This window comes from Pseudomonas sp. NMS19W (assembly GCF_051554255.1).
Classification (GTDB): domain Bacteria; phylum Pseudomonadota; class Gammaproteobacteria; order Pseudomonadales; family Pseudomonadaceae; genus Aquipseudomonas; species Aquipseudomonas kribbensis.
This window is the reverse complement of the sequence record NZ_CP136718.1, coordinates 652,161-676,056: the sequence shown is the minus strand read 5'-3', so window position 1 is coordinate 676,056 and position 23,896 is coordinate 652,161. Positions and strand designations below refer to the sequence as shown.

The 23,896-nt window shown below is 62.5% G+C and carries 20 protein-coding genes and 2 pseudogenes; 14 read left to right on the top strand and 8 right to left on the bottom strand.

What is annotated here, in order from left to right:
- Positions 1–143 precede the first annotated feature (143 nt).
- From R1A29_RS02930 to R1A29_RS02920, 3 genes are all read left to right on the top strand, one after another.
- Positions 144–1,217: a BMP family ABC transporter substrate-binding protein gene (locus tag R1A29_RS02930; RefSeq protein WP_134825383.1), complete on the top strand. Its 1,074-nt coding sequence runs from the start codon at positions 144–146 to the stop codon at positions 1,215–1,217.
- Positions 1,218–1,278: 61 nt separating this feature from the next.
- Complete coding sequence (locus tag R1A29_RS02925; protein ID WP_438300604.1) at positions 1,279–2,244, top strand: isopenicillin N synthase family dioxygenase; 966 nt, start codon at positions 1,279–1,281, stop codon at positions 2,242–2,244.
- Between the two features lie 80 nt (positions 2,245–2,324).
- Positions 2,325–3,278 carry an adenosine deaminase gene (locus R1A29_RS02920; RefSeq protein ID WP_011332312.1) on the top strand — a complete coding sequence of 318 codons (954 nt, stop codon included), beginning with the start codon at positions 2,325–2,327 and terminating at the stop codon, positions 3,276–3,278.
- Between the two features lie 49 nt (positions 3,279–3,327).
- On the opposite strand, the gene R1A29_RS02915 is transcribed toward R1A29_RS02920, so the two are convergent.
- The 3 genes from R1A29_RS02915 to R1A29_RS02905 form a co-directional block, all read right to left on the bottom strand.
- Positions 3,328–4,707 (bottom strand): MFS transporter, encoded by a 1,380-nt coding sequence (locus tag R1A29_RS02915; protein ID WP_438300603.1) that lies wholly within the window; start codon positions 4,705–4,707, stop codon positions 3,328–3,330.
- A 126-nt stretch (positions 4,708–4,833) separates the two neighbouring features.
- Positions 4,834–5,568 (bottom strand): ArsR/SmtB family transcription factor, encoded by a 735-nt coding sequence (locus R1A29_RS02910; protein ID WP_438300602.1) that lies wholly within the window; start codon positions 5,566–5,568, stop codon positions 4,834–4,836.
- A gap of 304 nt (positions 5,569–5,872) precedes the next feature.
- The gene (locus tag R1A29_RS02905; RefSeq protein WP_438300601.1) at positions 5,873–6,802 is read right to left on the bottom strand and encodes a LysR family transcriptional regulator; all 930 of its coding nucleotides are present in this window, start codon (positions 6,800–6,802) and stop codon (positions 5,873–5,875) included.
- Between the two features lie 116 nt (positions 6,803–6,918).
- Between R1A29_RS02905 and R1A29_RS02900 the strand changes: the two genes are divergently transcribed.
- The 3 genes from R1A29_RS02900 (at position 6,919) to R1A29_RS02890 (ending at position 8,597) form a co-directional block, all read left to right on the top strand.
- Positions 6,919–7,212, top strand: a complete 294-nt coding sequence (locus R1A29_RS02900) for a putative quinol monooxygenase (protein ID WP_438300600.1) — start codon at positions 6,919–6,921, stop codon at positions 7,210–7,212.
- A 31-nt stretch (positions 7,213–7,243) separates the two neighbouring features.
- Positions 7,244–8,257 (top strand): zinc-binding alcohol dehydrogenase family protein, encoded by a 1,014-nt coding sequence (locus R1A29_RS02895; protein ID WP_438300599.1) that lies wholly within the window; start codon positions 7,244–7,246, stop codon positions 8,255–8,257.
- Positions 8,258–8,423: 166 nt separating this feature from the next.
- Positions 8,424–8,597 carry a hypothetical protein gene (locus R1A29_RS02890; protein ID WP_265812418.1) on the top strand — a complete coding sequence of 58 codons (174 nt, stop codon included), beginning with the start codon at positions 8,424–8,426 and terminating at the stop codon, positions 8,595–8,597.
- 11 nt (positions 8,598–8,608) lie between these two features.
- Here R1A29_RS02890 and R1A29_RS02885 read toward each other — a convergent pair whose 3' ends face one another.
- Positions 8,609–9,811, bottom strand: coding sequence for a multidrug effflux MFS transporter (locus R1A29_RS02885; protein ID WP_438300598.1), 1,203 nt, complete (start codon positions 9,809–9,811; stop codon positions 8,609–8,611).
- Positions 9,812–9,928: 117 nt separating this feature from the next.
- Positions 9,929–10,126: a heavy-metal-associated domain-containing protein gene (locus R1A29_RS02880; RefSeq protein WP_085711270.1), complete on the bottom strand. Its 198-nt coding sequence runs from the start codon at positions 10,124–10,126 to the stop codon at positions 9,929–9,931.
- Between the two features lie 148 nt (positions 10,127–10,274).
- On the opposite strand from R1A29_RS02880, the gene R1A29_RS02875 reads away from it, so the two are divergent.
- From R1A29_RS02875 to cueR, 3 genes are all read left to right on the top strand, one after another.
- On the top strand, positions 10,275–10,658 hold the full coding sequence (locus R1A29_RS02875; protein ID WP_265812420.1) for a hypothetical protein: 384 nt from the start codon (positions 10,275–10,277) through the stop codon (positions 10,656–10,658).
- Between the two features lie 109 nt (positions 10,659–10,767).
- Complete coding sequence (locus R1A29_RS02870) at positions 10,768–13,158, top strand: heavy metal translocating P-type ATPase (protein ID WP_438300597.1); 2,391 nt, start codon at positions 10,768–10,770, stop codon at positions 13,156–13,158.
- Complete coding sequence (cueR, locus tag R1A29_RS02865) at positions 13,155–13,568, top strand: Cu(I)-responsive transcriptional regulator (RefSeq protein ID WP_025111722.1); 414 nt, start codon at positions 13,155–13,157, stop codon at positions 13,566–13,568. Before R1A29_RS02870 ends, cueR begins: the two co-directional genes overlap by 4 nt.
- On the opposite strand, the gene R1A29_RS02860 is transcribed toward cueR, so the two are convergent.
- Together R1A29_RS02860 and R1A29_RS02855 are read right to left on the bottom strand one after the other, a co-directional pair.
- Positions 13,522–14,739, bottom strand: a complete 1,218-nt coding sequence (locus R1A29_RS02860) for an MFS transporter (RefSeq protein ID WP_438300596.1) — start codon at positions 14,737–14,739, stop codon at positions 13,522–13,524. The genes cueR and R1A29_RS02860 overlap by 47 nt on opposite strands.
- A 56-nt stretch (positions 14,740–14,795) precedes the next feature.
- Positions 14,796–15,692: a PA4780 family RIO1-like protein kinase gene (locus tag R1A29_RS02855; RefSeq protein WP_085711266.1), complete on the bottom strand. Its 897-nt coding sequence runs from the start codon at positions 15,690–15,692 to the stop codon at positions 14,796–14,798.
- 341 nt (positions 15,693–16,033) lie between these two features.
- On the opposite strand from R1A29_RS02855, the pseudogene R1A29_RS02850 reads away from it, so the two are divergent.
- Together R1A29_RS02850 and R1A29_RS02845 are read left to right on the top strand one after the other, a co-directional pair.
- Positions 16,034–17,224 (top strand): annotated as a pseudogene (locus R1A29_RS02850) (cache domain-containing sensor histidine kinase); the annotation flags it as partial.
- Between the two features lie 90 nt (positions 17,225–17,314).
- Positions 17,315–18,082, top strand: a complete 768-nt coding sequence (locus R1A29_RS02845; RefSeq protein ID WP_371850984.1) for a methyl-accepting chemotaxis protein — start codon at positions 17,315–17,317, stop codon at positions 18,080–18,082.
- A gap of 48 nt (positions 18,083–18,130) precedes the next feature.
- Here the strand turns inward: R1A29_RS02845 and R1A29_RS02840 are convergent.
- Positions 18,131–19,407 (bottom strand): annotated as a pseudogene (locus R1A29_RS02840) (acetyl-CoA C-acetyltransferase).
- Positions 19,408–19,584: 177 nt separating this feature from the next.
- Between R1A29_RS02840 and R1A29_RS02835 the strand changes: the two are divergent.
- The 3 genes from R1A29_RS02835 (at position 19,585) to R1A29_RS02825 (ending at position 23,772) form a co-directional block, all read left to right on the top strand.
- Entirely contained in the window at positions 19,585–20,937 is a 1,353-nt protein-coding gene (locus tag R1A29_RS02835; RefSeq protein WP_438300595.1) for a 3-oxoacyl-ACP reductase, read from the top strand.
- Between the two features lie 2 nt (positions 20,938–20,939).
- A complete protein-coding gene (locus R1A29_RS02830) occupies positions 20,940–21,794 on the top strand; it encodes a MaoC/PaaZ C-terminal domain-containing protein (RefSeq protein ID WP_438300594.1) in 855 nt (284 codons plus the stop codon).
- A 349-nt stretch (positions 21,795–22,143) separates the two neighbouring features.
- Entirely contained in the window at positions 22,144–23,772 is a 1,629-nt protein-coding gene (locus R1A29_RS02825) for a collagen-like triple helix repeat-containing protein (protein ID WP_438300593.1), read from the top strand.
- The last annotated feature ends 124 nt before the right edge of the window (positions 23,773–23,896 follow it).

Here is a 23,896-nt window from a genome sequence, read left to right as displayed (position 1 = left end):
CTCGCTCCCACAGGTGACCGTGTTCCCATGTCGGAGCTAGCTTGCTCGCAAAGGCCTCGCCGCAATTTCGAATCGATTTGTTGTCCGCTTGGTCAGCCTTTTGCATTGCCCTCACCACACACAACAAAAGGGAGTTCGCGTTCATGCAAAAACGTCCATTGCAGAAACTGCTGTGCATCGCCATGGGCCTCGGCCTCAGCCTGGGCGCCAGTGCCGCCGATCCACTGAAAGTCGGCTTCGTCTATATCGGCCCCATCGGCGACCACGGCTGGACGTATCAGCATGAACAGGGGCGCAAGGCGCTGGCGGAAAAACTCGGCACGCAGATCACCACCAACTACGTGGAAAACGTCGCCGAAGGCGCCGATGCCGAACGGGTGATCCGCAACATGGCCAAGGACAACTACGACCTGATCTTCACCACCTCTTTCGGCTACATGAACCCGACGGTGAAAGTCGCCAAACAGTTTCCCAAAGTGACCTTCGAACACGCCACCGGCTACAAGCAGGACAAGAACCTCGGCACCTATCTCGCGCGCACCTACGAGGGCCGTTATGTCGGCGGTTTCCTCGCGGCGAAAATGACCAAGACGAAGAAGATCGGCTACGTCGCCTCGTTCCCGATCCCGGAAGTGATCCGCGACATCAACGCCATCCAGCTGGCCCTGAACAAATACAACCCCGGCACCGAGATCAAAGTGGTGTGGGTCAACTCCTGGTTCGACCCGGGCAAGGAAGCCGACGCCGCCAACGCGCTGATCGATCAGGGCGTGGACGTGGTGTTCCAGCACACCGACAGCCCGGCGCCGATCCAGGCTGCCGAACGACGTGGTGTCTATGCCGTGGGCTACGCTTCGGACATGGCGCACTTCGGACCGAAGGCGGTGCTGACCTCGATCGTCAACGACTGGGCGCCGCACTACATTCAGGCGACCCAGAGCGTGATCGACCACAACTGGAAATCCCAGGACTACTGGGGCGGATTGAAGGAAGGCACAGTCGAACTGCCGATCAGCGATCTGGTACCGGCACCGGTGAAGGCCGAAGCCGAGCAGATCATCGCCGACATCAAGAGCGGCGCCCTGCAGCCGTTCACCGGGCCGATCAAGGATCAGGCCGGGGTCGAGAAGATCCCGGCGGGCAAGAGCGCGACCAACGTGGAACTGGCGTCGATGAACTATTACGTCGAAGGCATGAAGGCCGAGATGCCGAAGTAAATTCCTCCAGATCGCTCCCACGCTCTGCGTGGGAACGATCATTAACTTTCAAGGGTTGTGTATGGATCAGCTTCCGATCATCGACATCTCGCCGCTCTACTCCACCGACCACAACGCCTGGCCTGCCGTCGCCGAACAGATCGACCGCGCCTGCCGCGAATGGGGCTTCTTCTACATCAAGGGCCATCCGATTCCGGCGCAGCGCATTGAATCCCTGCTCGATCACGCCCGGCACTTCTTCGCATTGCCGACAGTAGAAAAACTGAAGATCGACATCACCCGGACCGTCCACCACCGCGGCTACGGCGCCATCGCCACCGAACAACTGGACCCGGAAAAACCCAGCGACCTCAAGGAAACCTTCGACATGGGCCTGCACCTGACGGCCGATCATCCCGAGGTGCTGGCGGAAAAACCCTTGCGTGGCCCCAATCGTCACCCGGCCATCCCCGGCTGGGAGACGCTGATGGAGCAGCACTACCGCGACATGCAGGCCCTCGCGCAAACCCTGTTGCGGGCCATGACCCTGGCGCTGGGCATCGAGCGCGATTTCTTCGACAAGCGCTTCAACGAGCCGGTCAGCGTACTGCGGATGATCCACTACCCACCGCGCCACACCGCCAGTTCCGCCGACCAGCAAGGTGCCGGGGCACACACCGATTACGGCTGCATCACGCTGTTGTATCAGGACGCGGCCGGCGGCTTGCAGGTGAAAAACGTCAAAGGTCAGTGGATCGACGCACCGCCCATCGACGGCACGTTCGTGGTCAACCTCGGCGACATGATGGCGCGCTGGAGCAACGACCGATATCGCTCGACCCCGCACCGGGTGATCAGCCCGCTCGGCGTGGATCGCTATTCGATGCCGTTCTTCGCCGAACCGCACCCGGACACCCGCATCGAGTGCCTGCCCGGTTGCCAGGACGACCGACATCCGGCGAAATATCCGACCACCACCTGCGCCGAATTCCTGCTGTCGCGCTTCGCCGATACCTACGCCTACCGACGGGAGCAAGAAGCAGTGTGATGGATCGGTTGGTCAGGTTTTGCCAATTGTTTCGGCGCGCATCTGTAGAATGCCGTCATTGCACCTGATGAGAAAAGAATATGTACGACTGGCTCAACGCCCTGCCCAAGGCCGAACTGCACTTGCACCTCGAAGGCTCGCTGGAGCCCGAGCTGCTGTTCGCCCTGGCCGAACGCAACAAGATCGCCCTGCCGTGGAGCGACGTCGAAACCCTTCGCAAGGCCTACGCCTTCAACAATCTGCAGGAATTTCTCGACCTGTATTACCAGGGTGCCGACGTGCTGCGCACCTCCCAGGATTTCTACGACCTGACCTGGGCCTACCTGCTGCGCTGCAAAGAACAGAACGTGATCCACACCGAGCCGTTCTTCGATCCGCAGACCCACACCGACCGTGGCATCCCGTTCGAAGTGGTGCTCAACGGCATCGCCGCCGCCCTGAAGGATGGCGAGCAGCAACTGGGCATCACCAGCGGTTTGATCCTGAGCTTCCTGCGCCACCTGAGCGAAGACGAAGCGCAGAAAACCCTCGACCAGGCGCTGCCGTTCCGTGATGCGTTTGTCGCTGTAGGTCTGGATAGCTCCGAGATGGGGCACCCGCCGAGCAAGTTCCAGCGCGTGTTCGATCGTGCCCGTCACGAAGGTTTCCTGACCGTCGCTCACGCTGGCGAGGAAGGCCCGCCGGAGTACATCTGGGAAGCCATCGATCTGCTGAAGATCCAGCGTATCGACCATGGTGTGCGCGCCATCGAAGACGAGCGCCTGATGCAGCGGATCATCGACGAGCAGATCCCGCTGACCGTATGCCCGCTGTCGAACACCAAACTCTGCGTGTTCGATCACATGTCCCAGCACAACATCCTCGACATGCTCGAGCGTGGCGTGAAGGTCACAGTCAACTCCGATGACCCGGCGTACTTCGGCGGTTATGTCACCGAGAACTTCCATGCGCTGCACGAACATCTGGGCATGACCCAGGATCAGGCCAAGCGCCTGGCGCAGAACAGCCTGGATGCACGGTTGGTAAAACCGTAACAGCACAAAGCCGTTCGAATACACCCGTGTTCGAACGGCTTTTCAGGTCTCAGCGCACAACCGCTTCAGTCAACTCCTCCAGCGTCTTGCCCCGGGTCTCCATCCCGAACAACCACACCACCCCCGCCGCCACCGCAAAGCACAATGCTCCCAACGCAAACACCCCGCCCTGCCCGGTAATCGGGAACACCAGCCCGGTGACCAACGGCCCGAGCAGCGAACCGACGCGCCCGATGGCCGAGGCGAACCCCGAGCCCGTCGCCCGCGCCGATGTCGGGTACAACTCCGGCGTGTAGGTGTAGAGCACCGCCCACATGCCGAACAGGAAAAACTGCATCAACAGACCCGTGCCGATCAGCAGCGCCACGTTGCCGCCAAACACTGCGCTTTGTCCGTACAGAAACGCCATCACCCCGCCGCCGAGCAAGGTGATGATGCACACCGGTTTACGCCCCCAGCGCTCCACCAGCCACGCCGCCATCAGAAACCCGGGAATCCCGCCGAGGGAAATCAGCACCGTGTAATACACCGACTGAGTCACCGCAAACCCTGACTGTTGCAGCAACGCGCTGAGCCAGGACGTCAGACCGTAAAACCCGAGCAGCGCAAAGAACCACAAGCTCCAGATCATCATCGTGCGCTGGCGGTACAGCGGCGACCAGATCTGCCCCAGGGCCGAAAGGAAATTTCCCGGTGGCGTGATCACCCGAGGCAGGCGAACAGGCTCCGGCAACGCGGCCCCGCCCAGCGACTTCCGCACCCGATCCTCGATCCCGCACAACACTTTGTCCGCCGCCTCATGCTTGCCGGCCTGTTCCAGCCAGCGCGGCGATTCGGGAATGAAAAAGCGGATCGCCAGCACAAATACCGCCGGCACCGCCAGCACCAGAAAGATGTCGCGCCAGCCAATCAGTGGCAGCAGGAAATACGACAGCACCCCGGCGGCGACAAAACCCAGCGGCCAGAAACCGTCCATCAAGGCAATGTAGCGCCCGCGACGCTTGGCCGGTATCAGCTCCGACAGCATCGACTGGGCAATCGGGAACTCCATGCCCATGCCGATCCCCAGCAGGATGCGGAATAGCGTGAGGCTCTCGACCGTCTGCGCCGTGGAGCACAGGTAACTGGCCACGCCCCACAACACAATGCTCCACTGAAACACCGGTTTACGACCGAAACGATCAGCCAGCAGTCCGGACAGCGATGCCCCCAGCACCATGCCGAAAAAGCTCGAACTGGCGAGCAGACCGGCTTCGGCGCTGCTCAGGCCGAATTCGGTTTTGATCGAGCCGAGCAGGAAGGTCATCATCGCCAGATCCATGGAGTCGAAGAAAAACGCCAGGGCGATGATGATGAAAATGATCCGGTGATAGCCGCTGACCGGCAGGCGTTCCAGTCGATCCGCCGCGCTGAAGCTTCCTGTGTCCATGCCACCTCCTCCATCCGAAATGTCTGCGGATCGAGTGTGCGCGATAGACGTTGAGCGTTTGTGCCAGATGCGACCTGATCGCAGTCGTGGACGACGCCAATCATCAGAACAATGACAACAAGTGCTCTACAACGCCATTTCCAGCTCGGTCTCCCGGGCAAACCGGTGAATCTCTCGTTGCCCCGCCGCCGTCAGTTGCAAGGCGCGGGAGTCGTTGGGCAGCGTCAACCAGCCGGACTGCATGAACAGCTGCAACAACGCCGCGCCCAGCGAGCCGCCCATGTGCGGACGACGCTCGCTCCAGTCCGGGCAGGCACAGGCCACCTGAGCATTGCGATGAGCCAGCGCCTGAATGAAGACCCCGCGCCTGGCCAACTGTGTCGCCCCCTTCTGGGTGACCACCACCCGATGTTCGAGCTGTTCGATCCAGCCCGCATCGAGCAGGCGCTGGTATAGATCCGCAGCCAGCGTGCCGCCCAGATGGTCGTCGCAAAAGCGTGCTCGCAGCAGAGAAGACGGGGTCGCCCGTGGCCTGGCAATTGGCGTCGAGCGCTTGAATACGTCAGGAATCTTCTGCGGGGCACTGGCAATCGAGGCACTGGCCAGTGCCTCGATTGCCGCGCCGATTTCGGGAGCGGCGAGGCGAAAGAAGCGTTTGCGCCCACGGACCTCGACCTTCAACAGGCCGCCAGCGGACAAGCGCCCCAAATGTGCGCTGGCCGACGAGGGCGACAATCCTGCGAGCAGCGCCAGTTCCTCGGTCTGCCGGGCCGAGCCATCCATCAGCGCCCACATCATTGCGCTGCGTTTGGGATCGGCCAGCAACGTGGCGATCTGGCTGATGCAAGGTGCATGTTCCATGTATTCACTCCCTGTTGAATCGTATCGTCTACTGCCCGGAGACATCTTGACCAGTAATCAGCCGTCGGCCAATCCGCACAAATGCCTTGAGCAAAAGGCAAGGCACCACCCGGCCACCGGCATTCGCTGTACTTGATGCAGCCACCACCGCCACCGGTCAGTGACGATCTGATCGTGCCTGTGCCAGCGCGCCGGTGCAGGCTTCAGGCGGACGCTAGTATAAGCGGGTTGATAGCGGCGTCCTGCGCCGGAGCGGGTACGGCTGGTGATTGTTCCTGACAGAAATTTCGCTATTTACCTGCGACTAATGATCGACCTGCGAAAAAACGGGAAATCGGCTACTCAATTCGGCGCAACGACTGGCGAGCATTTCCCTCAACAGGTTCACCGGCTTACTCAATTGAGCGCGATGGGCGCACAACAGATTCAGCGGCGCCCGTTCGCAGAGCAGACCTGGCAACAGTACTTTCAGGCGTCCGGCGAGCACATCGTCGGCCACATCCAGCCATGATTTGTAAGCGATACCGACTCCCGCCACCGCCCATAAGCGCACCACATCGGCGTCATCGCTGAAGCGATCGCCACTGACGGTCAGGCCGACTTCGCGTTTGCCGTCATGAAAACTCCAGTGGTCGTGCACCCGACTGCCCAGCATGTACAACAGGCAATTGTGCTGCGCGAGCTGCTCCAGTTGAGTCGGTTCACCATGTTTCGCCAAATAGCCGGGAGAGGCACACAGTACCCGCCGGTTCTGCGCGGCGATGGGCAATGCGACCAGACTGGAATCCTCCGGTTCGCCATAGCGCAGGGCGATGTCCACCGGTTGGCGAAACAAGTCAGCGATGCGGTCGCCCAGCAGCAGACGCACGGTCAATTTCGGGTGTTCACGCTGAAACTCATCGAGCCACGGCAGCAGCAGGTTGCGACCAAAATCCGAGGGCGCCGACAGCTGCAGAATCCCGCTGACCTGATCCTGACCGCTGGCCAGCAGACGACGTCCCTCATCCAGGTTGCTCAGCGCCGCCCGGGCGTATTCGAGGAAGCCTTCGCCCTCGGACGTCAGCCGCAGGCTGCGGGTGGAACGCGCCAGAAGCCGTGCGCCGAGCTGTTGCTCGATACGCTTGAGCGCCGCGCTGGCCACGGCGGCGGACATATCCATGACCCGGGCCGCCGCCGACAGGCTGCCCAGATCCGCCGCCCGGACAAACAACTGCAAGTCATCGAAACGCAGCATTTCAGCCTCGATTATCAAAAAAACATTGAAAGAGACTGCTCTTTTAGCCGGTTTTATCTCGCGCAGAAATAGCCAATCATGCCTCCCATCGAATTCACCCCGTTCCGGAGTCGACCATGTCCCAGCCCTTCACCGCTGTCGCCACCCTGATCGCCAAACCCGGCCAGCAGGACGCCCTCGAAAACGCCCTGTGCGCACTGGTTGAGCCGAGCCGTGCCGAGGATGGCTGCAGCCAGTACGACCTGCACCGCGACCTGGCCGATCCGCTGACCTTTTATGTGATTGAGCACTGGGCCAGCGAGGAAGTCCTTCAAGCACACAATACCAGCGCGCATTTTCGGAACTTCCAGGCCACCGCCGGCCATTGCATCGAACACTTCCAGTTAAAACGCCTGGGCGCCATCGCCTGAATCCTTCTTCTATTAATTTGTGGAGCCAACCATGAAAGCCATCGCCTATTACGCATCCCTGCCGATCAGCGACGAAAAATCCCTGCAAGACATCGAACTGCCGGAGCCGGTGGCCGGCCCGCGCGACCTGCTGGTGGAAGTCAAAGCGATTTCGGTCAACCCGGTCGACACCAAGGTTCGCCAGAACGTCGCGCCGGAAGGCGGCGCCGCCAAAGTGCTGGGCTGGGACGTGGCCGGTGTGGTCAAGTCGGTCGGCAGTGAAGTGACGCTGTTCAAGGCCGGCGACAAGGTCTTCTACGCCGGTTCCATCGCCCGGGCCGGTGGCAACAGCGAACTGCACGTGGTGGATGAGCGGATCGTCGGCCATATGCCGAAAACCCTCGGCTTCGCTGAAGCCGCCGCCCTGCCGCTGACCGCCATTACGGCGTGGGAACTGTTGTTCGAACGCCTGCAAATCCGCGAAGGCAACACTGACGAAGGTCAGAGCCTGTTGATCGTCGGCGCGGCCGGCGGTGTGGGTTCGATCCTGACCCAACTGGCCGCTCAATTGACCGGGCTCAAAGTGATCGGCACCGCCTCCCGTCCGCAAACCCGGGAGTGGGTGACAGAACTGGGCGCCGACCGGGTGATCGATCACAGCCAGCCGTTGAGCGAAGAACTGAAGCGCGCCGGCATCGACCACGTGACCCACGTCGCCAGCCTGACCCAGACCGATCAGCACCTGGACCAACTGGTCGAGGCCTTGGCGCCGCAGGGCAAACTGGCGTTGATCGATGATCCGAAGTCGCTGGACGTGACCAAACTCAAGCGCAAGAGCCTGTCGCTGCACTGGGAGTTCATGTACACCCGCTCGCTGTTCGAAACGCCGGACATGATCGAGCAGCACAAACTGCTCAACCGGGTGGCCGAGCTGATCGATGCCGGGACGTTGAAAACCACGGTGGGCGAGCACTTCGGCAAGATCAACGCGAGCAACCTGCGCCGGGCCCATGAATTGCTGGAAAGCGGCAAGGCCAAGGGGAAAATTGTTTTAGAAGGTTTCTAAAACTCCGGAGGCTGCAGTCCTCGTCAGGGCCAGAAGTGGCTGACTCGGGGGCTGCGGTCGCTTTTTGCCGTCAGTCAGATGCTTGACCCTTGTCACAATTGCGATCGTATTCGGGTCTACAATCGAAACCTCTGCGATGCAATCTTTTACGTACGGGAGGTCAGCAATGAAGATCCTGATAAAAGAAGTGGCAAAGTCCCAATGGCAAGTTCGCCTTGACCAGCACGCCGTGACATTCCGCAGTGAAGCCGAAGCCCTGGCCTTCACCCGCACCCTCGAAGCGCGTCTGCACGCGCCCCATCAGATTCCCGACATTCCCCAGCAACGCGCTGTCGGCTGAGTTTCTTCGGTTCAGACTTCGGCCTGCGCCTTTGCCAGCGCCCGGGCATTCTGCATGCGCCGGGTGAGCATCGCCGCGCTGACCACCAACAGACCGCACAGGCTGATGACCATGGCCATCGGCACGGCGGAGCCGTCGTGCAAGACCCCCACCAGCGCCGAAGCCCCGGCGGCGACGCTGAATTGCATGCACCCGAGCAATGCCGAAGCACTGCCGGCGCGAGCGCCCTGGCCGTTCATCGCACTCGCCGCCGCATTGGGGCTGATGCAGCCAAGACTGGCCACGCAAATGAACAATGGAATCAGCAGCGGCCACAATGCCTCGGTGTGCAGGGCACTGACCGCGAGCAATGTCAGCCCGGCACCGAAGTAGACCCAGACCGCCCGCGACAACAGAAACGCCGGGCCGCGCTTGGCCAACAGTCGCGCATTGATCTGCGCCACCAGAATGAAGCCCGCCGCGTTGGTGCCGAACAGCCAGCCGAAATGCTCGGGCGGAACGCCGTACAGCTTGATGAAAATGAAGGGGGAGCCGGCAATGTAGGCAAACATCCCGGCGATGGCGATGCCACCGGTCAGGGCATGGCCCATGTAGATCGGGTCGGTCAGCAGTCGACCGTACTGACGCAATGCACCGGACAGTGGCTGGCGCGGAACATGGGCCGGCAGACTTTCCGGCAGGCCGAGGGCAACCGCCAGACCGGCCAAGGCACTGAACCCGGTCAGCACCAGGAAGATCGACTGCCAGCCCGTGGTGTTGACCAGCAGACCGCCGAGCATCGGCGCCAGGATCGGTGCCAGCCCCATCACCAGCATCAGTTGCGAAAAGACCTTCGCCGATTCCACGGCGTCGCATTTGTCGGCGACCACCGCCCGGCCAATCACCATCCCCGCACAACCGCCCAGTGCCTGAACGAACCGCGCACCGATCAGCCATTCCAGATTCGGCGCATAAGCGCAGGCCAATGACGCCAGCGTGAACAGCACCAGGCCCGTGAGCAATGGAATCCGCCGTCCGAAACGATCCGCCACCGGACCGTAAGCCAGTTGGCCGATGGACAAACCAAAGAAGTAAGCCGACAGCGTCAGCTGGACGTGTTTCTCATCGGTGCCGAACGCCAGCGCCATGGAGGGAAATGCAGGGAGATAGAAGTCGATCGCCAGCGGACCGAAAGCGGTCAAGGCACCGAGAATCAGAATGGTACGGAAGTTCATCAGGCGTCCAGGTTTGGCAGGCAGTTGGGCGGGCACTTTGGTAAAGAGTGCAGCCCGACAGTCTAGCCGCGCGAGGACGCCTTGAACAATCCGGTAGCTCGCTAACTATTAAAAAGTTCAGGCGAGTCGGATGGCGTAGCCTTCTTCGCTGATCGCCTCGATCACTTGTTCGGCGCTCAACGCACTTTCGACACCGACTTCCTTCGCCGCCAGATCGACCCGCACGCTGGCCGCCGGATCCTTGCTCTGCACCGCCTGGGTAACGGCCTTGACGCAATGACCGCAGGACATGCCTTCAACACTGAACACTTGCATGGAATGACTCCTTTGAGTGAGGTTGCCGGCAGTGTCGAGCTTGCCACGATGGCAAGGTCAAGTTCTGCAAACAACTGCCGGGCTGGCAATCGGCGCCGCGCTCGGCCAAGCTGCGTGCATCCATGACATCAATTCAGGAGATTCAGCCATGCGCTGGTCAGCTTTCAGCCTGTTTGGCCTACTCAGCTTCTTTGCCTGCCTGCCCCAGGCCAACGCGATCGGCGAGGATTACGCCGTTCTGATCATCTCCCGCGAGCGTCTGGAAGTGCCGACCTCCTGCGAGATCGGCGTGTACATCCAGGATCAGTTCGCCGGGCGGCTGCTTCAGGAGCAGTCCACCTCGTTCAACCTGCCCCACGGCACGTTCTCCATTCGTCTGAAGCTGGAACCGGGCCAGGTCCCGGGCTGCCAGCCGGGCATGCTGGCACCGCCGGCGCAGGAGATCTCGCTCAAGGCCGGCGATGTGGTGAAGTACCGGATCGCGGCAAACGCCAAAGGGTTGTACCTGCGGCCGGCCGCGCTCGAATACTGAGCGAATCGAAAATGGGGGAGCCGGCTGGCTCCCCCCATTTTTTTCGCGCTTGACCTTGCCAGCATGGCAAGGTTGATCCTGTAGGCATCCACTACAGGGAGTACGACCGATGTCCGATTCCATCACGTTCGATCTGCCCATCAGCGGCATGACCTGCGCCAGTTGCGCCGGCCGCGTCGAGCGCGCCTTGAGCAAAGTCAGCGGCGCCAGTGCCGTCAGCGTCAACCTCGCCACCGAACAGGCCCGGGTGCAGGCCCCCGGCGACAGCCTGCCAGCGCTGATGGAAGCGGTTGAGCGCGCCGGCTACAGCGTGCCGCAGCAAACCGTGGAATTGAACATCGACGGCATGACCTGCGCCTCCTGTGTCGGCCGCGTCGAACGTGCCCTGAACAAAGTGCCGGGGGTGAAAAGCGTCAGCGTCAACCTCGCCAACGAACGCGCTCATCTTGAGCTGCTTGGTGCGCTCGACCCGCAAACCCTGATCGCTGCCGTGAGCAAGGCCGGTTATTCGGCCAGCCTCTTCGAACTTGAACACCAGACCGACGATCATCAGCAACGCCTGAACCACGAGCGCTGGGCGCTGATCTGCGCCATCGCCCTCGCCTTGCCGCTGGTGTTGCCGATGCTGCTACAACCGTTCGGTATTCACTGGATGCTCCCGGCCTGGGCGCAATTCGCCCTCGCCACTCCAGTGCAATTCATTTTCGGCGCACGGTTTTATGTGGCCGCGTGGAAAGCCGTGCGCGCCGGGGCCGGCAACATGGACTTGCTGGTGGCCCTCGGCACCAGCGCCGGTTACGGCTTGAGTCTCTATGAATGGGCGACCGCCGACGGAGGCATGCCGCACCTGTATTTCGAAGCCTCGGCGGTGGTCATCGCTCTGGTGCTGCTCGGCAAATATCTGGAAAGCCGCGCCAAACGCCAGACTGCCAGCGCCATTCGCGCCCTGGAGGCATTGCGGCCTGAGCGGGCGATTCAAGTCATCGATGGCCGCGAACAGGACGTCGCCATCAGCGCCCTGCGCCTCGGCGATCTCGTATTGGTCAAACCCGGCGAACGTTTCCCGGTGGACGGCGAAGTGCTGGAAGGCCAGAGCCATGCCGACGAAGCACTGATCAGCGGCGAAAGCCTGCCGGTGCCCAAGCAGCCGGGCGACAAGGTCACCGGCGGCGCGATCAACGGCGAAGGCCGCCTGCTGGTGCGCACTTCCGCGCTCGGTGCGGAAAGCGTGCTGGCGCGGATCATCCGCCTGGTGGAAGACGCTCAGGCCGCGAAGGCGCCGATCCAGAAACTGGTGGATAAAGTCAGTCAGGTGTTCGTGCCGACGGTTCTGCTGCTGGCCCTGGCCACGCTGATCGGCTGGTGGCTGTACGGCGCGCCACTGGAAACCGCGTTGATCAACGCCGTCGCGGTGCTGGTGATCGCCTGCCCCTGCGCTCTTGGTCTGGCGACACCGACCGCGATCATGGCCGGCACCGGCGTGGCGGCGCGCCACGGGATTCTGATCAAGGACGCCGAAGCGCTGGAGCGCGCCCATGAAGTCAGCGCTGTGGTGTTCGACAAGACTGGCACCCTGACCTCCGGCACCCCGCGCATCGCGCATTTCAGTGCGATCGACGGTGATGAAGACGCCCTGCTGACAGCGGCTGGCGCACTGCAACGCGGCAGTGAACATCCACTGGCCAAAGCGGTGCTGGATGTCTGTGCCGAACGCAATCTGACTGTGCCGGATGTCAGCGACAGCCAGTCCCTGACCGGTCGTGGCATCGCCGGCCATCTCGACGGTCGACGTCTGGCGCTGGGCAATCGTCGACTGTTGGAGGAAACCGGTCTGGGCGCCGGCACGCTGGCGGAGTCCGCCAAGGCCTGGGAAACCGAAGGTCGCACACTGTCCTGGCTGATAGAACAAAGCCCCGAACCCCGTGTGCTCGGTCTGTTCGCCTTCGGCGACACCCTCAAGCCCGGCGCACTGCATGCGGTGCAACAACTGGCTGCGCGACATATCCACAGCCACTTGCTGACCGGCGACAACCGTGGCAGCGCCCGCGTCGTCGCCGAAGCGCTGGGCATCAAGAACGTCCACGCCGAAGTGCTGCCGGCGGACAAAGCCGCCACCGTCGCCGAGCTGAAAAAGACCGGGGTCGTAGCCATGGTCGGCGACGGCATCAACGACGCCCCCGCGCTGGCCGCTGCCGATATCGGCATCGCCATGGGCGGAGGCACCGACGTGGCCATGCACGCCGCCGGCATCACCCTGATGCGCGGCGACCCACGGTTGGTGCCGGCGGCGCTGGAGATCAGCCGCAAGACTTACGCGAAGATCCGCCAGAACCTGTTCTGGGCCTTCGTCTACAACCTGATCGGCATTCCGCTGGCAGCGTTAGGCTTGCTCAATCCGGTGCTGGCCGGTGCGGCGATGGCCCTGTCGAGCGTCAGCGTGGTGAGCAATGCGCTACTGTTGAAAACCTGGAAACCCGAGGATCTGGAGGACAACCGATGAACATCGGCCAAGCGGCCCGCCACAGTGGCCTGAGCGCGAAGATGATCCGTTATTACGAGTCGATCGGCCTGCTCAAGGCCGCCCATCGCACCGACAGCGGCTATCGCGTTTACGGCGACGATGACCTGCATACCCTGGCGTTCATCAAGCGCTCCCGGGACCTGGGCTTTTCGCTGGAGGAAGTCGGCAAGCTGCTGACCCTCTGGCAGGACCGCCAGCGCGCCAGCGCCGATGTGAAGGCCCTGGCCCGCCAGCACATTGACGAACTGAATCAGAAGATCCGCGAACTCGGCGAGCTGCGCGACACCCTGCAGGACCTGGTGGAGCACTGCAACGGCGACCATCGTCCGGACTGCCCGATCCTCAAGGAACTGGCGTCGGGCTGCTGCGCGCAACCCGCCCGCGCCTGAGCAACAGGATCTTCATCGACAGCACAGTGACAAGGGGAATGCCGTGGAACAGCAGCACCACGGCACCCGGTGCCCACCCGTTGTAGAACGGTGCGGCGATCAGCATGCCGACGCCGAACCCGGTCATCTGCAGCAGCGTCAGGAAGCTGAAGATCGGCAAGCGCAGCGGCTCCGGTTCCCGTTGCAGCCGTGACATCAGCCCCACTTCCGAGAATCCGTCGCCCAGCCCGGCCGGCAACGAAAACAGCAACAAACCGACGACGCTGTGCTGCTGAAACATCAGGATGAAACCGCAGGACATCAGCAGCACGCCGGCGAAGTAGCGGCGCTCCAGATGGATATTGTCAGAGCCGTTCAGGCGACTGGCGATTCGTGCGCCCAGCAGTTTGCCGACGGCCCAGACTGCTAGCATCAGGCCCAGCGTGGTGCTCGCCGAATCTGGTGTCAGCAGTCTGGAAATGATCGGAAACCCGACGTTGTGCGCAGCGCTGCCCAAGGTGTCGGCCATCGTGACCGCCAGCATCGCGGCAACCACCGGGGCACTGCGCAACCCCTGCAACAACGCCGACCACTCACCCTGTTTAGCGCCGGATTCGGTCACCGGCTCCGGTGCGCTGAACCGCAGCGGCGCAATCAACAGCGCCGCCAGCAGATAGGTCAGCGCGTTCAGAGCGAACACCGTTTCAAAACCAAACCCCGCGACCAGCAGCCCGGACACCAGACTGCCGCCGACCATCGCCATGGAAGAGGCGGACGTGATCCACGCATTGGTCTTGAGCAACTGCGCAGGCTCGATCAATCGTGGCAATTGACTGTTGAGGCCGATGGCGAACATCGAATTACCAAAACCCAGAGCGAACGCGATCAGCGGCAGCAAAAACGCCTGCTGACTGACCGGCACGATCAGCAACAACCCCAGCACAGCAGCGCGCAGCAGATCGAAGGCAATCAACGGCAAGCGACCGCTGCATCGGCGATAGAACGCGGTGCCGATCAGGCTGGCGAAAATCCCGCCGCCCACCCGACTGGCCAGGAAGATCCCGACGCTCATGGCGCTGTCGCTCAGCAGGTAGACATAAGTGGCCAGCGCCACCATGTTGAGGAAAGCGCCGAAATCGGAAATCAGCCGCGCCGTGATGATCAGCCGAGCATTGCGGGAGGTGGTGGTCACAATCAATCCTTGAATGTGTAAAACCCGGCCGAAGCCGGGTTTTGTTTTTCAGATGCTCACTGCATCCACGGTGGCGGAGGCGGTTCGTCGGATTTGCCTTTCGGCGCATCCTCTGCCGCGCGGATCGCTTGCTTGCGCTCCTCGTCCAGACGCGCCGCTTCGATCTCGCGCAGCACCCCGCCGACATCGGCCAGGTCCTCGGGATCGTCGAACTCGCCGGTCAGCACGCTGGCCGGGTGCAACGTACCTGCTTCGTACAACGCCCACATTTCCTTGGCGTACCGGGTCTTCTTCAACTCAGGGGCGAAGCGGCCGAAGTACGACGCCATGTTGCCAACGTCACGTTCGAGCATGCTGAACGCGTGGTTGTTGCCGGCGGCGTCCACCGCTTGCGGCAGGTCGATGATGACCGGGCCGGTCGGCGTCAGCAGCACGTTGAACTCCGAGAGGTCACCGTGCACCAGACCGGTACACAACATCAGCACGATCTGCGAAATCAGGAACGCATGGTATTCGCGGGCCTGATCCGGCTCCAGCACCACGTCGTTCAGACGCGGCGCGGCATCGCCGTATTCATCGGCCACCAGTTCCATCAGCAGCACGCCTTCGAGGAAGTCGTACGGCTTGGGCACCCGCACCCCGGCGTTGGCCAGGCGGAACAGCGCCGCGACTTCGGCGTTCTGCCAGGCGTCTTCGGCTTCCTTGCGCCCGAACTTGGACCCCTTGGCCATCGCCCGGGCCTGTCGGCTGTTGCGAACCTTGCGGCCTTCCTGGTACTCGGCCGCCTGGCGGAAACTGCGTTTGTTCGCCTCCTTGTAGACCTTTGCGCAACGTAACTGATTGCCGCAGCGCACCACATAAACAGCTGCTTCTTTGCCACTCATCAGTGGACGCAGCACTTCGTCGACCAGACCGTCCTCGATCAGGGGTTCAATGCGTTTTGGAGTCTTCATCAGCTTTTATTGTGGGTCCTTTATTGCCAAACACGCGAATGTCACTCGTTATACGGCAATCCCCGCATCACGGGGAAGGGTTGCCGACCTGTGAACCTGTGGATGCACACACTGTGCCGGATCAAATACGTCAATCCACCGCTCTTGTATCGACCGCTGCGAATCATAGCCGAGCCTGTCGGACTTGTTGGCGCAAGGACTTGAGGGCATTTGCGACAGAATCTGACATCCAGCTTCGCTCCCGTCGTAAGAATTTTCTCTTACAGCCTCAATTTCCCTCTTCGGCAGCCGAATTCCTCTGAGACAGAGGAATTTGTCCGACAATCGTTCCAAAAAAATCGATGTCGCACTCAAGGAAAGGAGTGGCAAACAACGTTTTTCGGCTGCCAAAAAACCGCGAGTCATCTGCACTGCGTGGGCCTACAAGAAAATCTGGAGCGCGGATGAACATCAAACAGAAGTTGACCTGGGCGTTTGCAATCATCGCCTGCTTGCCCGTGGTGCTGGTCGCCACCCTGGTGGTACTGAACCTGCGCAGCGATGCCCGGGAAGGATTTGTCGACAGCAGCGGGCGCGAGATCCGTCAGGTCAGCAATGCCATGCAGCTGTTCTTCGACGGCATCAGCCAGAACGTCGATTACCTGGCGGCGCAACCGCTGGTCCAGAGCGCCGATGGCAGCGTAAGAAGCCGCATGAGCGCCAACGCCGACGACACCCGCGACGGTGAAATCGACAAGCAGCTGTTTGCCCTGTTCGAAAGCCTGGCCAAATCCCATCCGGCCTATTCCTATGTCTCCTATGGCCTGAACAGTGGCGGCTACGCGTTCTGGCCGGGCGACCCGAAAATGTCCAACTACGATCCGCGCACGCGCCCGTGGTACAAGACCGCCATGGCCAACCCGGGCAAGACCCTGCGCACCGAAGCCTACTATTGGGCCGGCGACGATGCGGTTCTGGTCAGTACCGTGCGCGCGGTGGCCAACCAGTTGGGCGCCCAGGGCGGCGTGGTCAACATCGACGTTTCGCTCAAGCAGCTCACCGAGATCGTCAAACAGATCAAGCTGGGCGAAACCGGCTACCTGATGCTGATGGAAAACACCGGCACGGTGCTGGTCGATCCGAAGCAGCCCGAACACAACTTCAAACGCCTCGACAGTCTCGGCGAGGGCTACGCGCAACTGGCCAAGGCCGGCAAGGGCCTGGTGGAAATCGAGCTCAACGGCGAGCGCTACATGGCCAACGTCTGGCCGTCGGAGCAACTGGGCTGGACCTTCATCGGCCTGATCAAACAGAACGACGTGATGAGCTCCGCCACCCAGTTGACCTGGCTGATCGCAATCATCGCGGCTGTGCTGGCGGTGATCTTCGCCGTGGTCGGCGCCAGTTTCGCCAGCCTCATCGTGCGGCCGATCCGCAGCGTGGCCAGCGGTCTGGAAGGCATCGCCCAGGGCGAAGGCGACCTGACCAAGAACCTCGACATCCGTGGCAGCGATGAAACCGCGCAACTGGCGAGCTGGTTCAACCAGTTCCTCACCGCGATCCGTAGCCTGATCCAGCACATCGGCGGCGCCGCCGGGAAAATCCTCGCCACGTCGCAGAGTTCGACCCGGGTCTCCGGCGACATGGCCGAAGCCGCCGGACGCCAGCGCGAAGCCGTGGACATGGTCTCGACCGCGTTCCACGAAATGGTCGCCACCGCCAACGAGGTCGCACGATCCTGCAGCCAGGCAGCGGAGTCGGCCGACAGCGGCCAGCGCCAGGCCCGCGAAGGTCAGCAGCAGATCGATGCGGCGGTGCACAGCGTCGATCAACTGAGCCAGGAGCTGGAACAGTCGGCGCAGTCGATGCAGCAACTGGAACGCGACAGCAACGATATCCAGTCGATCCTCGGCACCATCCGCTCCATCGCCGAACAGACCAACCTGCTGGCGCTCAACGCCGCCATCGAAGCGGCGCGTGCCGGTGAGCAAGGGCGTGGTTTTGCGGTGGTGGCCGACGAGGTTCGCGCACTGGCGAAACGCACGGCTGACTCGACGGCGGAAATCGACGGGCTGCTGGGCAACCTGGCCAAGCGCACCAGCGCCGTGACCCAGCAGATGCGTGCCAGCCTCGATGTGTCGCAGCAATCAGTGGCGCGCATCGGTGAAGCGCGGGAAAGCTTCGGTCAGATCCGTGAGTCGGTGGATGTGATTCGTGACATGAACACACAGATCGCCACGGCGGCGGAAGAGCAGCATCAGGTGGCTGAGGACATCAATCGGCATATCAGCCAGATTCATGGTGATGCGCAGCTGGTGGCAGAGCTGGCGAATTCGGCGCGGCTGGATTCGCAGAGTCTGGCGGGGTTGTCGAATGAGCTGGATGGGTTGGTGCGACGGTTCCGCACCTGAGTAACCTTTGAATTCCCTCTCCCTTTGGGAGAGGGAATTCCTGTTCTTTCAGCGCTCGACGATCGCCGTCACACCCTGTCCGCCAGCCGCACAAATCGAAATCAAGCCCCGCCCGCGCCCCGCCGCATCCAGCAGCTTCGCCATGTTGGCTACGATCCGCCCCCCGTCGCGGCAAACGGATGCCCTGCTGCCAGCGAGCTGCCCTTGACGTTCAAACGACTGCGATCAATCGATCCCAGCGGCGCATCCAGCCCGAGCCGTGTCTTGCAGTACTCCGGATCCTCCCAGGCCTTCAATGTGCACAACACCTGCGCGGCAAACGCTTCGTGGATTTCGTAGTAGTCGAAATCCTGCAAGGTCAGACCGTTGCGCGCCAGCAAGCGCGGCACCGCATACACCGGGGCCATCAGCAGCCCTTCGGCGCCGTTGACGAAATCCACCGCCGCCGCTTCGCCGTCCCGCAGATACGCGAGGATCGGCAAGCCGCGTTCTTTCGCCCACTCTTCACTGCCCAGCAACACCACCGAGGCGCCATCGGTCAACGGCGTGGAGTTGCCGGCGGTCAGCGTGCCCTTGGCGCTTTTCTCGAAGGCCGGTTTCAGGGTCGCGAGTTTTTCCAGGGTCAGGTCCGGGCGCAGGTTGTTGTCGCGGGTCAGACCGAGGAACGGGGTCATCAGGTCGTTGTGCCAGCCCTCGCTGTAGGACGCCGCCAGTTTTTGGTGACTTTCGAGTGCCAGTTGATCCTGCTCTTCGCGAGGAATGTTCCAGGTCTGCGCCATCAGCTCGCAATGTTGCCCCATCGACAGGCCGGTGCGCGGTTCGCCGTTGCGTGGGAATTCGGGGATCAAGTGTTTCGGGCGCAATTGCAGGAAGGTCTTGAGCTTGTCGCCGGTGGTCTTGGCGCGGTTGGCTTGCAGAAGGATTTTGCGCAGGCCTTCGCTGACGCTGATCGGCGCGTCCGACGTGGTGTCGACGCCGCCGGCAATGCCGCAATCGATCTGGCCGAGAGCGATTTTGTTCGCCACCAGCAACGCGGCTTCCAGGCCGGTGCCGCAGGCCTGCTGGATGTCATAGGCCGGCGTCGCCGGTGACAGACGCGAGCCGAGCACGCATTCGCGGGTCAGGTTCATATCCCGTGACAATTTCAGCACTGCCCCCGCGACCACTTCACCCATGCGCTGGCCGTGCAGGTTGTAACGCTCGATCAGGCCTTCCAGGGCGGCGGTGAGCATCACTTGATTGCTCGCGGTGGCGTACGGGCCGTTGGAACGGGCGAACGGAATGCGGTTGCCACCAATGATCGCGACGCGGCGCAGCTGACTCATGAAAAACTCCTTGTGAAATATCCAGTCTGAAAATCGGGCACTGAAAATCCCGCCGGGCCCCAAAAACACCGGGGGCAAACTACTCTGCTGTTCTAGCGTAGGCCTTATTGCGTGGATCGAACGATTGATTGCCCTTCGCAGTCCACACTTTGAACCCCATCTTCTGGAGAGCGTTCCATGTCTGACCGCTATATCGACTTCGCCAACTCGTCCATCGGCCACCGTCTGGTCGGGGCCCTGGGCCTGCCGTCGCCGGTGCGCCTGGAACGCTGGCAGGCCGGGCGCCTGCGGCCGGTGGACGGTGCGCTGCTGATCGGCGGCGGGCCGCTGGCCGAACAGGTCAGCGCCTTCGCCAACCGGCTGACCGATGCCATTTATCGCTACGGCGACCAGCCTGCGTCCGCCACCCAATGGATTCCCGGCCATGGTCCGAAACTCAAGGCTGTGGTGTTCGACGCCAGCAATCTGCAGCACACCGACCAGCTCAAGCAGTTGCGCGAGTTCTTCCAGCCGTTGATGAAGAACCTCGACAGCAGCGCGCATCTGGTAATCCTCGGCCGTGCCCCGGAAACCCTGCGGGAACCGTTTGCCGCCAGTGCACAGCGCGCACTTGAAGGTTTCTCTCGTTCGCTGGCCAAGGAGCTGCGCAGTGGTGGCACGCTGCAATTGATCTACGTGGGCGAAGGCGCCGAGGATCAGCTCGAAGGGCCGCTGCGGTTTTTCCTCTCGCCGAAAAGCGCGTTCGTGTCCGGGCAAGTGATCCGGCTGAATCCTTGCGCCACACCAGTGACCGACTGGACGCGCCCACTGGCCGGGCGCAAGGCGCTGGTCACCGGCGCGGCGCGCGGCATCGGCGCCTCCATCGCCGAAACCCTGGCCCGTGACGGCGCCGAAGTGATCCTGCTTGACGTACCGCCAGCGAAAACCGATCTGGAAGCCCTGGCCGCCCGCCTCGGCGGCCGGGCCATCACCCTCGACATCTGCGCCGAAGACGCTGCCGCGCAACTGATCGAACAGTTGCCGGACGGCCTCGACATTCTGGTGCACAACGCCGGCATCACCCGCGACAAGACCCTGGCCAACATGACGCCCGAGTTCTGGGATGCGGTGCTGGCGGTCAACCTCAATGCGCCGCAAGTGCTGACCAAGGCCCTGCTCGACAGCGGCACCCTGCGCGACAACGCGCGGGTAATCCTGCTGGCGTCGATCAGCGGCATTGCCGGCAATCGCGGGCAAACCAATTACGCGGCGAGCAAGGCCGGGTTGATCGGCTTGGCTCAGGCGTGGGCACCTACGCTGCTGGAACGGGGCATCAGCATCAACGCCGTGGCGCCGGGCTTCATCGAAACCCAGATGACCGCGCACATTCCGTTCGGCCTGCGCGAAGCCGGCCGGCGCATGAGTTCGCTGGGCCAGGGCGGTCTGCCGCAAGACGTTGCCGAAGCGGCGGCCTGGCTGGCGCAACCGGGCACCGGCGCGTTTACCGGGCAGGCGCTGCGGGTCTGTGGACAAAGTGTTCTGGGGGCTTAGGCATGAGCATCGAATGGCACACGCTGCACCGCGAGCCGAGCCTGCCCGGGTTGTATGCCCGGGCAGCGACCCGGCGAAAAATCACCGGCATCACCTTGCCCGACAGCGGTTTGCGCTGCTGGGTCGACGTCGACGGTAAACGCCTGGCGGCCTATCGCAAGGTCTGCGGGTTTGCCGATGACGGTCTGCTGCCGCCGACGTATCCACACGTCCTGGCGTTTGCGTTGCAGATGCAATTGCTCACGGCCAGGGACTTTCCGTTTCCGTTGCTGGGATTGATCCATCTGAGCAACCGCATTCGCGTACTGCGGCCAATGGGCGGGATCAGCCGCGCACAGGTCAGCGTTCGGGTGCACAACCTGCAACCCCATCCGAAAGGCGCGACGTTCGACCTGCTGACCACCCTCGACGATCAGCTCGGTCCGCTGTGGGAAGCCGAAAGCCGGATGCTCTGTCGAGGTGTGAAGCTTGAGGGCGAACCGTTTGAACAAACCTGGGAACCCGCGCTGCCACTGATGCAGGTGGCGCAATGGAAAGCCCCGGCGGACATCGGCCGGCAGTACGCCAAAGTCTCGGGCGACTACAACCCGATCCACCTGAGCGCGGCCAGTGCAAAGCTGTTCGGTTTCCCTACCGCCATTGCCCATGGCCTGTGGAACAAGGCCCGTACGTTGGCGGCGCTGGCGGATCATCTGCCCCGGGCCAATCTGGAAGTCACCGTGCATTTTCGCAAGCCTGTGCGCCTGCCAAGCGAAGTATCGCTGTTCGCCAGTGTGGCGGGGGCCAGTGGTGAATTGCGCCTGATCGGTACCGGAGAACTCGAACACATGGTCGGCAACTGGCAACCGATTGCCTGAATCGATACGCCGCTTCGGCCGCGCTCCCGTCCCTGGCGGGAGGCGGATCACAGCGACGGAACATGATTAATTGTGTGTATATAACTTAAGTTTTTACGGGCGCCACCCGCCCGCAAGTCAAACACCAAGCCTTGATTTTCAAGGCTTTTTTTGCGCGTTTATATCCTCGGCATTAGTCGTTAAGCAGCAGGTTCACCGATCTATATAAAGGCGTTAATACCAAGTCGAGAATGGTGTGGATCCAGCCTTGCGATTGATATGAGCACAACGGGCGAAGGCATTGCCGGCGGCAGAATCGGCGGGCCATCGAAGACAACGAACGTTGTGACAGGTGCAAGGAATTACCATCATGAAAACCCAAGTGTGGTGCAAATCGGCAACAGCACTGGCATTGATTCTCTCCCTCGGCCTGGCCGGCTGCAGCAGCGGCGGTGGCGGTCATCACAGCAGCTCCAGCAGCTCGACTCCGGACAGTTCCACCGCCGGCACTGGCGGAACATCCGGTTCGGGTTCGGGTACCGGCACTGACACTGGCACCGGCACCGGCACTGGCGGAACAGGTGGCACCGGCACCGGTGGAACGGCAGGTACTGGTGGAACAGGTGGCACCGGAACGACAGATCCAACCAACCCCACCAATCCAACCAATCCAACCAATCCAACCAACCCGACGAATCCGACGAACCCCACCAACCCGAGCACACCAACGCCACTGGTCACCTCGACCCTGGTGCAGGATGTCGGCACCACCGTTGCCGGCGTCGGCAGCGGCGTCGGTCAGGTCGGCGACTCGCTCAGTAGCGTGCCTGTCGTCGGCGGTGTCGTGCAAAGCGCCGCCAAAACCGCAGGCAACGTGGTCACCACATTGGGCGACGGCGTAGCCAACGGCCTCGGCAAACTCGGCACCACCGACAACGGCCTGGGCGTCACCGCCTCCGCGGTCGGCGGCGTGGTGCAGGATGTCGGCAACGGCGTATCGGACCTGAGCGGCAAGCTGGCCACCGCCACCGGCAGCGTTCCCGTGGTCGGCGGTGTAGTGACCCAAGTTGCGCCGTTGCTCAACGGGGTGGGTGAAAAAGTCACCATGCTCGGCGATACCCTGAGCACGGCCACAACGACCGGACCACTCGGCTCGGTGACCAAGGACGTCGGCAACGGTCTCGTGCCGGTGATCGCCATGGTCGAAAGCACCACCGACAAACTGGGCAGCGCGACCGGACTGGGTGCGCCATTGAACGGCGTTCTGCAGAAAGTCGGCAGCACCGTCAGCGGCGTGGGCGGCAACGTCGCCGCGGCCGGTAACGGCAACGCCCTGACCAACACCGTCGGCGGCGCGCTGAGCAATGTCGGCACCACCGTCGGCAAGGCCGGCGGCCTGGTGGACAACGGCACCGGATCGGGCACCGGCGTGGGTGGCGGGCTCGGCGGTGTCGGCAACAATGGCCTGCTGCAAACCGTCGGCGGCGCCGTGGTCAACGTCGGCGCCGGGCTGGGTGCAGGCAACAGCACACTCGGCGCACCGGGCAACGTGCTGGTCTCGACCGGCAATACCGTGGCTTCGCTCAACACCGTGCTCGGTGGTTCAGGCTCGCCGATCACCAGCCCTACTACGCCTCTGGCCAGCCTGGGCAGCGGCGTCGGTGGCGGGCTCGCGCCAGTCACCAGCGCTGTCACCAACCTGACCCAGAACGTCGGCAGCGCCACCGGCCTCGGTGCTCCGGTGGCCGGCATCACCAGCCAGGTGGGCGGTGCGGTGGGTAATCTCGGTGGCGCCATCGCCGCCACCAACAACCCGGTCACCACCGCCGTCGGTGGGCTGGTCAGCAACGTGGGCGGTACCGTGGCGGCGGTCGGCGGGCTGGTCAACGGTGGCGCATCAACCGGTGGCACCGGTACCGGTACGGGCACTGGCGTCGGCGGCGGGCTGGGCGGAGTGCTCGGTGGCCTGACCGGTGCGCTGGGCGGCAATAAACGCTGAATTGCACCTGGCCGATTCGACGGCCGAACCTACAGCGCCTACGCTTGGTTGAGGGCGGAAGATTCCCGTGAGTCTTCCGCTTTTTTCTTAGGAAAACCCTGCCCGGTGCTGCGGTTTGAACATG

What these genes read in the sequence shown, in the direction of transcription:
- R1A29_RS02870 (WP_438300597.1), top strand. Translation starts at nt 10,768, where the DNA reads ATGTCCGATTCCATCACGTTCGATCTGCCCATCAGCGGCATGACCTGC.
- R1A29_RS02890 (WP_265812418.1), top strand. Translation starts at nt 8,424, where the DNA reads ATGAAGATCCTGATAAAAGAAGTGGCAAAGTCCCAATGGCAAGTTCGC.
- R1A29_RS02880 (WP_085711270.1), bottom strand. Translation starts at nt 10,126, where the DNA reads ATGCAAGTGTTCAGTGTTGAAGGCATGTCCTGCGGTCATTGCGTCAAG.
- R1A29_RS02925 (WP_438300604.1), top strand. Translation starts at nt 1,279, where the DNA reads ATGGATCAGCTTCCGATCATCGACATCTCGCCGCTCTACTCCACCGAC.
- R1A29_RS02875 (WP_265812420.1), top strand. Translation starts at nt 10,275, where the DNA reads ATGCGCTGGTCAGCTTTCAGCCTGTTTGGCCTACTCAGCTTCTTTGCC.
- R1A29_RS02900 (WP_438300600.1), top strand. Translation starts at nt 6,919, where the DNA reads ATGTCCCAGCCCTTCACCGCTGTCGCCACCCTGATCGCCAAACCCGGC.
- R1A29_RS02915 (WP_438300603.1), bottom strand. Translation starts at nt 4,707, where the DNA reads ATGGACACAGGAAGCTTCAGCGCGGCGGATCGACTGGAACGCCTGCCG.
- R1A29_RS02895 (WP_438300599.1), top strand. Translation starts at nt 7,244, where the DNA reads ATGAAAGCCATCGCCTATTACGCATCCCTGCCGATCAGCGACGAAAAA.
- R1A29_RS02845 (WP_371850984.1), top strand. Translation starts at nt 17,315, where the DNA reads ATGGCCGAAGCCGCCGGACGCCAGCGCGAAGCCGTGGACATGGTCTCG.
- R1A29_RS02905 (WP_438300601.1), bottom strand. Translation starts at nt 6,802, where the DNA reads ATGCTGCGTTTCGATGACTTGCAGTTGTTTGTCCGGGCGGCGGATCTG.
- R1A29_RS02885 (WP_438300598.1), bottom strand. Translation starts at nt 9,811, where the DNA reads ATGAACTTCCGTACCATTCTGATTCTCGGTGCCTTGACCGCTTTCGGT.
- R1A29_RS02930 (WP_134825383.1), top strand. Translation starts at nt 144, where the DNA reads ATGCAAAAACGTCCATTGCAGAAACTGCTGTGCATCGCCATGGGCCTC.
- R1A29_RS02835 (WP_438300595.1), top strand. Translation starts at nt 19,585, where the DNA reads ATGTCTGACCGCTATATCGACTTCGCCAACTCGTCCATCGGCCACCGT.
- R1A29_RS02910 (WP_438300602.1), bottom strand. Translation starts at nt 5,568, where the DNA reads ATGGAACATGCACCTTGCATCAGCCAGATCGCCACGTTGCTGGCCGAT.
- R1A29_RS02855 (WP_085711266.1), bottom strand. Translation starts at nt 15,692, where the DNA reads ATGAAGACTCCAAAACGCATTGAACCCCTGATCGAGGACGGTCTGGTC.
- R1A29_RS02825 (WP_438300593.1), top strand. Translation starts at nt 22,144, where the DNA reads ATGAAAACCCAAGTGTGGTGCAAATCGGCAACAGCACTGGCATTGATT.
- R1A29_RS02830 (WP_438300594.1), top strand. Translation starts at nt 20,940, where the DNA reads ATGAGCATCGAATGGCACACGCTGCACCGCGAGCCGAGCCTGCCCGGG.
- R1A29_RS02920 (WP_011332312.1), top strand. Translation starts at nt 2,325, where the DNA reads ATGTACGACTGGCTCAACGCCCTGCCCAAGGCCGAACTGCACTTGCAC.
- cueR (WP_025111722.1), top strand. Translation starts at nt 13,155, where the DNA reads ATGAACATCGGCCAAGCGGCCCGCCACAGTGGCCTGAGCGCGAAGATG.